The organism is Microcoleus sp. LEGE 07076, from assembly GCF_015207455.1.
In the GTDB taxonomy this organism is placed as follows: Bacteria; Cyanobacteriota; Cyanobacteriia; order Cyanobacteriales; family Microcoleaceae; genus Microcoleus.
Map to the genome: position 1 here is coordinate 1 of NZ_JADEWV010000223.1, position 8,983 is coordinate 8,983.

The following is an 8,983-nucleotide window of genomic DNA, read 5'->3' on the forward strand; positions in this document are numbered from 1 at the left end:
CCCTTACCCCCTTTCCAAATCAGATTTGTTCTGCTAATATAGTTTAGCTGTGGCTAAATGAATGAATTTAGCCCTGGAGAGGTGGCCGAGCGGTTGAAGGCGCACGCCTGGAAAGTGTGTTTAGGGCAACTTAACGAGGGTTCGAATCCCTCCCTCTCCGTTAATCAAGCTGTTCAAGCAAAAAAAACAGCTTGCCAAAAAAAATATCTCCTATGAGATAAGCGTTTTAATTATAGCGATCGCCCGTGAGTTTTAGGAAAAAATTCACGGGCGGTCAGTTTTCTGTTGTTGAGTGCAAATTAAGGGCGATCGCGCGGATAATAAACGCCCAGATATAATGCCAATAGTATAAAACCATACTCAAACAGAAAATGAGATGAAAGAATTAAATAAATTAGAACAGTCTGGAGTTAAGACAATGGGGGCCGTTCGCACTCAGGTAAAGCTGACAAATGCAATAGATGAAGCGCTAGTAAGTCGGGGGTTGCTGGCACCTCGGCTGTTGCGGGAGTGTCAAAAAGAATCTCTAGTAGATACAGGCTCAGTTTACCTACTAATTTCATCAGAGATAGTACAGCAGCTTGGTTTGGGGATTATCGGTCAACAAATCGTTAAATATGCTGATGGGCGTCGGGAAACTGTAGGAGTGACGGAAGCTATATTAGTTGAAATTGAAGGACGCAGGACTACTGAAGATGCTTTAGTAACTGGCGATGAAGTGCTTATCGGTCAGGTGATTTTGGAGAAGTTAGATTTGTTGGTGGATTGTAAAAATCAGCGATTAATTCCCAATCCTGAAAATCCTGATTATCCTGTTACTTATATCAAGTGAATGAAAAGGGCGATCGCGTCTCATTTAGCAGAACCTCTATAATGTGAGTAGGACAAGATTAAAAGGTAATTTGATATGCAAGAATTAAATAAACTAGAACTAGATGGACTTAAGAGAATGGGCGCAGTTCGCACTCAGGTGAAGTTGACAAATGCAGTAGATGACGAGTTAGTGCGTGGCGGGATGCTAGCACCTCGGCTGTTGCGGGAGTGTGAAATCGAAGGGTTGGTAGATACAGGTGCGGTTAATCTGGTTATTCCCTCAGAAATAGTACAGCAGCTAGGTTTACGAATTTTGAGCCAGCAGTTGGTTAAATATACTGACGGACGCCAAGAAGCTGTCGGAGTAACAGGCCCTCTAATCGTTGAGTGTGAAGGACGCAAGACGATTGAGGATGCCTTAGTAACTGGCGATGAAGTGCTTATCGGTCAGGTTGTGTTGGAAAAGTTAGATTTTTTGGTGGATTGTAAAAATCAGCGATTAATCCCGAATCCAGCTAATCCTGAGTATCCCGTTACTTATATCAAGTAATATCGTTTCCGCTGTTTTGATAATAATAATTTTTATAATTCAGTGCGAGCGTCCCGATCGCGAGGGGGACGTTCTGCGGTATGATTTCGACCTAACTGGATTTGATATAAACGGTCGATCGCCCGTTCAATCCAACTAACCGCCGGAATTCCATTTAGTCACCTGATTCATTCGTGACAAAGCACTTACAGCAGACTCCCGAATATAAGGATTGGCATCAGGATTCGCCGCCGCCGCCGACAAAACCTCCTCTGCTTTTGTGCCTCCGATTGTCGCCAACAAACCAGTTATCGCCACAGCTAAAGCAATATTGTCAGTATTGTCGATCGTCTCGATCAAGATATCCAAGGCCGGTGTGCCAATTTGTCCCAGCGCCATCAGCGAGGAGATATAAACCACCGGATTCGGATCGGTTAGTGCTTTTTGCAGCCCTTGCAATCCTAGTTCGGGGAAAGTTATATCTGGATAATTGACAGCAATCGCCGTTAATGCCTTTGCACAACTCGCCTGAATCGTGACATTCTTGCTATTGAGTAAAGAATCTACCAGCAACGGCACAGCATCATTACCGATTATCCCCAAAACTTGTACTGCCGATCGACGATAAACGACATCTTCCTCATCCAAAATTCCCATCAACCGTGGAATAGTCGTTTCGTCGCGAGTTTCTGCTATCGAGCTCATGGCGCGCTTCCGCAGGTGCGGATTTGGATGTTTTAGCTGTTGGAATAGTTCTTCTTGAGGCATATTAGTTATTAGTCAGTAGTCAGTAGTCAGTAGTCAGTAGTCAACAGTCAACAGTCAACAGTCAACAGTCAACAACCTTAAATTATTATACTCTAGATATTAAACTCGCTGCTTTTGCCCGCAGCAGCAAATCCTCATCCTCCGCTAAAATCTCGCAGCCGCTGTTGTCTCCTAATTTTTCCAATGCCATCAAACTAGCATATTTCAAATCCCAAATTCTAGTTTCCAGACCAACTTTTAGTTCGGAAATAGCGCGCTTGTCACCGATTTCGCCGAGGGCGATGGCGGCGGCGGCGCGGGATTTTTGAAACTGCGGTTCTCGATTGTGCAGCGCTTCTACGAGTAAATCGAAAGCTGGGGCATACTTGAGCCAGCCCAGCAGTTTCATGACGTGATAGTGCGCTCCGTAATCGTTGTATGCTGATTTTGCATAAGTTGCGAGTAAGGCATCCGGTGCTTCATTTCTGTAGGATTCTAGGATGGTTTTGGTTGCCAGATAACAGCGCCCGAAATCGGTTTCGTAGAGTTCCTTAATGGCAAATTCGAGGCTTGGTAGTTGGTCGTATTCGTGTACTAAATCGAGGTCGATCGCCCGATCGCCAATTATGCGATCGAGCATCGGTTCAATTTCGGCAAAAGCAATATCTCCTGCTGGAATCCCCGCACTCGCCAGCATCCGCACAGCCCGCAGGCGAAACACCAAAGACACCGGACAGCGGGAAATCTCAGGAATTGCTCGGTAATATTTGGCATCTATCAAATCTTGAATGCTGCTGCGGCGATCGTTAACATTGATACTTTGCAGCAACTCTACCACGCGCGACATTTGCGAGTAATCTCCCGTAAAGCGGCAGATTGTGGTAATGGCGGCACCTTGAATCATCCCATCTTCATCGTCTACAAATTTGCCAAGGCGCGAGAGTGCTGCTGTGTAATTCAATTTGGCCAAAGCGTGGATGATTACCCGATAGCTTTGAGCTGGTTTGTCGAGCAATTTGGCAATATCTTCTAATATATCGGGATTTTGGGTACCGATTTCGCCGATCGCCCAAACTGCATTTTCTACCACGTAAGAGTCATTATCGCCCAAGCAAGCATGGAGAGACGTGAGTCCAGATTTTGCCTGCAAGCGCCCCAAGGTTTCTGCTGCTTTGCGGCGAACTGCACGATTGTCAAGGCTATTGTCGGTGTTTTCCACGGCCTCCGTCAGGGCGGCGATCGACTTTTCTGTGGAAAAGTTTACTAAATGAGAAGCTGCAATGTAGCGATCGTAAGGATCGTCTAGTTCAGCCGCCGATGTTTCCAAAATGGCGATCGCCTGTTCTTCTGTCAGATTAAATAAATCAAAAAAAACGCTTATCCACTTACTTATTACCAATAACTAACAGTACGACACCCAAAACACCAATACACAAATTATTTTTTTATCCCTTTTCATCACCAATAAATAATAACCAATAACCAATAACCAATAACCAATAACCAATAACCAATAACCAATAACCAATAACCAATAACCAATAACCAATAACCAATAACCAATAACCAATAACCAATAACCAATAACTAATGACTCTTAAAGTTAAGGGACTCTTAGCACGACACTAAACCCGATTTAGGCTTTCGCAGCGTCTTAATAGTTCCCTCACAACCGATCGAACTTGAGTCCAACCTAGCCGTAAATTATGCGATCGAACTTTCTAGGAAAGAGAGTTGATCGTGTAGTCGAGGAGAGCGCGGAACTCTACCAAGGCTTGAGGAGACATATCGCGAGGAGCGCAAGCGCGATCGCGAGTGTACACCAAAGCAGCAACGTAAGGAGCTGTAGGCAAGTTCGGCGTTGCTGAACAAGAGTATGATAAAATGATCGTCGGAGCGTCAAAAATCACACACATTTAAAAAAATATTATGCAATGCCCGGAATGTCAGTCAACCCATATCAATAAAAATGGTCACAAAAAAGGCAAGCAGAATTATATTTGCGTCAGATGTAAAAGACAATTTATCAATGATTATCAATCTCAAAGAGGATACTCGGAAGAAGTGAAACGCGAATGTCTCAAAATGTATGTTAATGGCATGGGTTTTCGAGCCATTGAGAGAGTCAAAAATGTACATCATACTACAATTATTAATTGGGTCAAACAAGCTGGAGAACTCTTGCCAGATTGTTACGCTCCAGAAACGACTCCTGCCGCTGGAGAATTAGATGAGTTACAAACATTTGTCGGTTCAAAAAAAAACCTGGCTGTGGACGGCGGTAGACCATTTTAAGCCAGGTATTTTAGGATGGGTTTTGGGCGAGCATAGCGCCCAAACTTTTGAACCACTATAGCAATCCTAAATGATTATACTCGTTACTCGTTACCAGGAAGAGCCTGGTAACGCAGATAGGCGAGGCTCTGCCTCCATTTTCGCAGGCGAGGCAGAGCCTCGCTGACATCGGTTCCCAGGTAGAGCCTGGGAACCAGTTATTGAAAATCATTTAGGATTGCTATATGGGACATTGTTACTAAATGGAACTGCTATTTTTATGTGACAGATGGCCCGAAAGTTTACCCAATGTTTGTGCCGGAGGGCGATCGAATTATTAGCAAAACCTCTAGGACAAGAGTTGAGGGTGAAAATACGAGGCTCAGACATTACTTGGTTCGGCTAAAAAGAAAAACTCTTTGTTATTCTAAGTCGTCACAAATGCTAGGATATTCAATTAAATTACTAATTCATTATCTGAAAGTTGGAGATGTTCCAATTCCTAATTAAAATCCCAGAAATCATTTTCGGCTCCCATCTTGAATTTTTCTCGTCTCATACCATGATTCAGCAACGCCAGCAAAAGAATCTCCAGCTCTTTTACAGGTATGGTTTTGCGATGAGAGTGGATTTAGTTTGAGAGTAATTAGAAGGAAAAATTGGTGTAAAAAAGGGACTCGAAGTAATAAAAGAGGAGACCGACGAAAGGGTCGTATTAATGTCATGGCGGAGTGAGATATTCAGACAAGAAAAAATGGGTAGATTTTATTCCATCTGGAAATTCTGCTAAATTTTATGTAGTTCTGAAAAATTTTTATGGAGATTTAAGATCCGAGTCGATATTGCAAGGGAATTTAGCAGAAGACTTTGAAGATAAAGGGTGATTTTCCAACTGCTTCATCACTGCTTGTTTGGGCATTTTTACCTTTTTAGCCATTTCCAGGGTATCGTCCATCAGCCGTTGCCGATATTGCTCCAACTCAGCAATTACTTCCTGAACTTCTTCTGGTGTTGAAGTTTGAGCCTCTAAATTTGCAGGCATAATCTCATAACTGAATTTTTGATAATTTTCCCAAAATCCGGCAATAATTGCTAGAATTGTCAAGAAAAGTAACAAAAATATATTTAAATTGGCTTATGGAAATTAGCGAAATCGAAGCAGGGCTGCAAAGTTCCGATCCTCAAGACAGGCTGCGGGCGATCAGGGCTTTGAGAAAGTGCGATGCTGCTGTGGCGCTGCCGATGTTGCTGACCAAGGTGGACGATCCTGAGTTTATGGTACGATCGTTCGTGGCGATGGGATTGCGGCAGAGTCAAACTGCCGAATCCTTTGCGGCGCTGTTAAAAATGATGCAGTTCGATCGCGATCCGAACGTGCGAGCCGAAGCCGCTAACTCTGTGTCAATGTTCGGCACCGAGGCAATTTCTCACTTAGTGGAAGCTTTTCGCCGCGATGACAATTGGCTCGTGCGCCGCAGTATCATGGCTCCACTGTACGAAATGCAGTGTCCTGAGGCAATATTGGAAATTTGTGCGATCGGTCTAGCAGGCGAAGATTTGCCAGTTCAGGAAGTGGCGACCGACGGATTGGGTCTCCTGGCAAATACGGAGAAGGAAGAAGAGGCGTTGCAGCAATTGTTACCACTGGTGGCCGCAGATTACTGGGAAACTCGGATGCGAGTTGCGCGGGCGCTGAGAAAATTTGACAATCCTCAAGCTCGCGCTGCTGTGAGCTATTTGGCAAAAGATCGAGACCATCGAGTTGTAGCTGCGACTTTAAACGTTTAATATCAACTCCGGTTGCACTCATACATAACTGTTGACTGTTAACTGTTAACTGGCGGGTGGAAAAACTGAATGGTTGAGTGTTAACTGTTGACTCAATTTTATGATTCCGATGCAACCGTCCACGATATAATCTAAGATATCGTAGTTCTGTTCGTGAGAGTATTGGCCGCTGTATCAATGATAATTTCCCGGTTTTTTTTGGGATAATTGTCATCGCAAACCTGGATAGATAGCAGAAAGCTCAGGCCGATCGGCAGGGATTGCTCAACAAACATCAGTCCGGTTGAATTTCCTTTATGCTTCAGTCCCCCTCTGCTGGGACGAAAGTTTATTTGGCCGCGGTTTCAGCCGCCGAAATATTTCCGAATCGCCCGCGATTTTCTTGATTTAATCCCAAATCCAAAATCGATCGCCGCGTTTGACATTTAGCCAAAATTGGTGTAGACTTAGCCGGTTGCGATCGCCAATGGTACGATCGGCTGTAGCTAAATATCTTTTAAAAAGCGCGGTGGGCGCAAAGTAATTTCATGGTATACTCTGGAACTGTTTGCTGGCTTCGCTTCACTGCCTGGATGACGATCGGGGCGATCGCAGTTTTGACCCTGTTGGCACCGCTCCAAGCCCAAGCACAACAACCTTCTGCACCAGATAACCAAGCGCAAGTCGATCCCGCCGACGACCCCACTGACCCCAACAACCTCCGCCCTCTGACGCAAGACAGCAGCCTGCTGAGCATTGCAGGAGGTCAGCGCTTGATGACAGAAGCCAGCGGAGCTATTTCCAATCAAAATTACACTGTCGCGGCTCAAAAGCTCCAAGAATCCCGCCAAGTTTTCAATCAACTATCCAACTTCTACCAACAACTGAGCAGCAGTTTTGCTGGAATTGACATCCGTTTAGCCGACAGCAACCGCACCAAAGCTGTGGAAACAGCTCAAATGCGCGACGAAGCTACCTATCGGCTGGCGTTGGTACACCGGGCGCAAAACAAGCCGGAACTGGCTGTCCCTCTACTGATTCAGATTATTCGATCGCAGCAGCCAACTCGCGACTTGGGCAAAAAAGCTTACCAGCAGCTACTAGAATTGGGTTTTGTGGATGCGCCCTATCCCCGGCCTGCTGCAACTCAACCGCGATCGTCTAACAAGTAGTTCCACTAAAATTATTCAATAGAGCCCTTTATCACAAAAACCAATGGTTACACCGTCTCAAGTAGCAGAAATGATTCAGGCCCAGTTGCCCGACGCTAAGATACAAGTTGACGATTTGACCGGCGGGGGCGACCACTACCAAGCCAGGGTAGTCTCTGCCGCTTTTGAAGGGAAAAGCCGAGTACAGCAGCACCAACTAATCTACGGCGCTCTCAAAGAGGCAATGGCTAGCGAAGCTATCCACGCTTTGGCCTTGGAAACTTTAACTCCCGCCGAATGGGAAGCCAAAAGTCCAGTTGCTTAATTGTTGAGTTGCTCTGTTGACACCACAAGTTTGTCCTTATGTCAACAGTTAGTTAACAAACAACTCGAAACCAAAGAAACCGGGTTTTTTCGCCGGAATCAATGGCTGTAACCACAGATTTTCCTAAAAAATCCGGTTCCTGTCTCAGTCAACGTTGAAAAATTTTTCTAACAATACTAGGAGCTACCATGACTACAGCACATCAAAGAATTGACGACTTGGTTAAGCAAAATAAAATCATGGTGTTCATGAAAGGCAACAAGTTAATGCCCCAGTGCGGTTTTTCTAATACTGTGGTGCAAATTCTCAACACTTTGGGAGTGCCTTACGAAACTGTTGATGTTTTGGCAGACCAGGAAATTCGTCAAGGTGTTAAAGAGTATTCCAACTGGCCGACAATTCCCCAAGTTTATATCAACGGCGAGTTTGTTGGCGGTTCGGATATTATGATCGAGATGTATCAAAAGGGCGAATTGCAAGAAGTTGTAGAAGTCGCTTTGGCTTCTTAAATCCAAGCAAGGGAAAGCAGGAAAAAGTTTTGAGTTTTAATTTTTGAGGCTTAAATTGCGAGTGAAAAAGTTAAAAAATTATGAGTTCGGAACTTAAAACTTTCCCAAAGTTCTAGCTTTAACAGCAGTAGGGCGGACACGGCCCCGCCCTACTAAAATTCGATTTTGCAGCTACAGCTTACGACTTTCTGCCTCTGATACCATGTCCGATTATTGATCGGTAAAAGCGTCAAGACAGCACTGAAGTCCTCGCTACAAACCTATTAGGTTTATTCAACCAAATTTGGTATTTAGTAGTAGTCGGCTTCAGTTTGTGTCTGTGTCTGTGGCATTTCAAAATTCGACGGGTCGTGAATGTAACGCGCTGCTTCTTCCTCTAATCTGTGAATCAGATAGGGTTCTAAACCATTAGAATGTCGCAGGGCGGCTAGATAGCCGTCTAAGTAAAGCCGCAGGTCATCGAAACGATAACCTCTATTCCACATTTCGACGAGGGCGTCGGTCAGTTTTTGGTAGTGCCGGATTGTTTGCGTATCTTGTAGCATGGTGTGAGTTTGAAATCCTTTGTGGTGTATAATGACGGCGGGATTTAGGAATAGCCTCAATGGCTGGGCTTGTTGTTCAGAAAAGAGGCTATTGCTAAATAAAAGTTTTTACCCTGCTCAACAGGCTACCCTCCATAAAAAATTTCACTCGCTGCAATGCAGTGGCTCGACTTTTTTTCGCGCCCCTAAATAATTCGCCTTGGGTTTGATAGAGTCGGGATGTTGTTGAATTTGACGATCGCACTGTGTGAGTGTTCCGGCTACCGAGCGAACGGTTGGAGGAATTTTAGTTTGAGTGGCACGATTTGTCAACATCCTAGAAC

Annotated in this window: 11 protein-coding genes, 1 tRNA gene and 3 pseudogenes; 10 read left to right on the plus strand and 5 right to left on the minus strand. The window is 44.7% G+C overall.

Translation table 11 applies throughout. The features are described 5' to 3' along the window. Positions 1 to 75: 75 nt before the first annotated feature. The 3 genes from IQ270_RS25155 (at position 76) to IQ270_RS25165 (ending at position 1,363) form a co-directional block, all read left to right on the plus strand. Positions 76 to 160: transfer RNA gene (locus IQ270_RS25155), tRNA-Ser, on the plus strand. A 216-nt stretch (positions 161 to 376) separates the two neighbouring features. After that, positions 377 to 832, plus strand: a complete 456-nt coding sequence (locus IQ270_RS25160) for a clan AA aspartic protease (RefSeq protein WP_193975907.1) — start codon at positions 377 to 379, stop codon at positions 830 to 832. Positions 833 to 907: 75 nt separating this feature from the next. Next, positions 908 to 1,363: a clan AA aspartic protease gene (locus tag IQ270_RS25165; RefSeq protein ID WP_193975908.1), complete on the plus strand. Its 456-nt coding sequence runs from the start codon at positions 908 to 910 to the stop codon at positions 1,361 to 1,363. A gap of 135 nt (positions 1,364 to 1,498) precedes the next feature. On the opposite strand, the gene IQ270_RS25170 is transcribed toward IQ270_RS25165, so the two are convergent. The 3 genes and pseudogenes from IQ270_RS25170 to IQ270_RS25180 all read right to left on the minus strand — a co-directional run. Beyond that, a complete protein-coding gene (locus tag IQ270_RS25170) occupies positions 1,499 to 2,110 on the minus strand; it encodes a HEAT repeat domain-containing protein (protein ID WP_193975909.1) in 612 nt (203 codons plus the stop codon). An 85-nt stretch (positions 2,111 to 2,195) separates the two neighbouring features. Beyond that, positions 2,196 to 3,488, minus strand: coding sequence for a HEAT repeat domain-containing protein (locus IQ270_RS25175; RefSeq protein WP_228056682.1), 1,293 nt, complete (start codon positions 3,486 to 3,488; stop codon positions 2,196 to 2,198). Positions 3,489 to 3,810: 322 nt separating this feature from the next. Further along, positions 3,811 to 3,942: pseudogene (locus tag IQ270_RS25180) on the minus strand (bleomycin hydrolase); the annotation flags it as partial. A gap of 76 nt (positions 3,943 to 4,018) precedes the next feature. Between IQ270_RS25180 and IQ270_RS25185 the strand changes: the two are divergent. The 3 genes and pseudogenes from IQ270_RS25185 to IQ270_RS31460 form a co-directional block, all read left to right on the plus strand. Continuing rightward, a pseudogene (locus IQ270_RS25185) lies at positions 4,019 to 4,433 on the plus strand (IS1 family transposase); the annotation flags it as partial. 155 nt (positions 4,434 to 4,588) lie between these two features. Further along, positions 4,589 to 4,873, plus strand: a pseudogene (locus tag IQ270_RS25190) (IS1 family transposase); the annotation flags it as partial. 126 nt (positions 4,874 to 4,999) lie between these two features. Next, the gene (locus IQ270_RS31460; RefSeq protein ID WP_228056683.1) at positions 5,000 to 5,098 is read left to right on the plus strand and encodes a hypothetical protein; all 99 of its coding nucleotides are present in this window, start codon (positions 5,000 to 5,002) and stop codon (positions 5,096 to 5,098) included. 79 nt (positions 5,099 to 5,177) lie between these two features. On the opposite strand, the gene IQ270_RS25200 is transcribed toward IQ270_RS31460, so the two are convergent. Further along, on the minus strand, positions 5,178 to 5,405 hold the full coding sequence (locus IQ270_RS25200; RefSeq protein ID WP_193975910.1) for an acetyltransferase: 228 nt from the start codon (positions 5,403 to 5,405) through the stop codon (positions 5,178 to 5,180). A 95-nt stretch (positions 5,406 to 5,500) separates the two neighbouring features. Here IQ270_RS25200 and IQ270_RS25205 point away from each other — a divergent pair, with 95 nt between their 5' ends. The 4 genes from IQ270_RS25205 to grxD all read left to right on the plus strand — a co-directional run bounded on the left by IQ270_RS25205 (position 5,501) and on the right by grxD (position 8,115). Then, positions 5,501 to 6,151: a HEAT repeat domain-containing protein gene (locus IQ270_RS25205; RefSeq protein ID WP_193975911.1), complete on the plus strand. Its 651-nt coding sequence runs from the start codon at positions 5,501 to 5,503 to the stop codon at positions 6,149 to 6,151. 527 nt (positions 6,152 to 6,678) lie between these two features. After that, positions 6,679 to 7,302 carry a hypothetical protein gene (locus IQ270_RS25210; RefSeq protein ID WP_193975912.1) on the plus strand — a complete coding sequence of 208 codons (624 nt, stop codon included), beginning with the start codon at positions 6,679 to 6,681 and terminating at the stop codon, positions 7,300 to 7,302. 43 nt (positions 7,303 to 7,345) lie between these two features. Beyond that, positions 7,346 to 7,606 (plus strand): BolA family protein, encoded by a 261-nt coding sequence (locus IQ270_RS25215; protein ID WP_193975913.1) that lies wholly within the window; start codon positions 7,346 to 7,348, stop codon positions 7,604 to 7,606. 188 nt (positions 7,607 to 7,794) lie between these two features. After that, positions 7,795 to 8,115, plus strand: coding sequence for a Grx4 family monothiol glutaredoxin (grxD, locus tag IQ270_RS25220; RefSeq protein WP_193975914.1), 321 nt, complete (start codon positions 7,795 to 7,797; stop codon positions 8,113 to 8,115). Between the two features lie 290 nt (positions 8,116 to 8,405). Here grxD and IQ270_RS25225 read toward each other — a convergent pair whose 3' ends face one another. Continuing rightward, positions 8,406 to 8,660 (minus strand): DUF6761 family protein, encoded by a 255-nt coding sequence (locus IQ270_RS25225; protein ID WP_193975915.1) that lies wholly within the window; start codon positions 8,658 to 8,660, stop codon positions 8,406 to 8,408. Positions 8,661 to 8,983 lie beyond the last annotated feature (323 nt).

Coding starts and splice junctions, on each gene's coding strand:
- IQ270_RS25200 (WP_193975910.1), bottom strand. CDS start 5,405: ATGCCTGCAAATTTAGAGGCTCAAACTTCAACACCAGAAGAAGTTCAG.
- IQ270_RS25215 (WP_193975913.1), top strand. CDS start 7,346: ATGGTTACACCGTCTCAAGTAGCAGAAATGATTCAGGCCCAGTTGCCC.
- IQ270_RS25225 (WP_193975915.1), bottom strand. CDS start 8,660: ATGCTACAAGATACGCAAACAATCCGGCACTACCAAAAACTGACCGAC.
- IQ270_RS25205 (WP_193975911.1), top strand. CDS start 5,501: ATGGAAATTAGCGAAATCGAAGCAGGGCTGCAAAGTTCCGATCCTCAA.
- IQ270_RS25165 (WP_193975908.1), top strand. CDS start 908: ATGCAAGAATTAAATAAACTAGAACTAGATGGACTTAAGAGAATGGGC.
- IQ270_RS25210 (WP_193975912.1), top strand. CDS start 6,679: ATGGTATACTCTGGAACTGTTTGCTGGCTTCGCTTCACTGCCTGGATG.
- IQ270_RS25170 (WP_193975909.1), bottom strand. CDS start 2,110: ATGCCTCAAGAAGAACTATTCCAACAGCTAAAACATCCAAATCCGCAC.
- IQ270_RS25160 (WP_193975907.1), top strand. CDS start 377: ATGAAAGAATTAAATAAATTAGAACAGTCTGGAGTTAAGACAATGGGG.
- grxD (WP_193975914.1), top strand. CDS start 7,795: ATGACTACAGCACATCAAAGAATTGACGACTTGGTTAAGCAAAATAAA.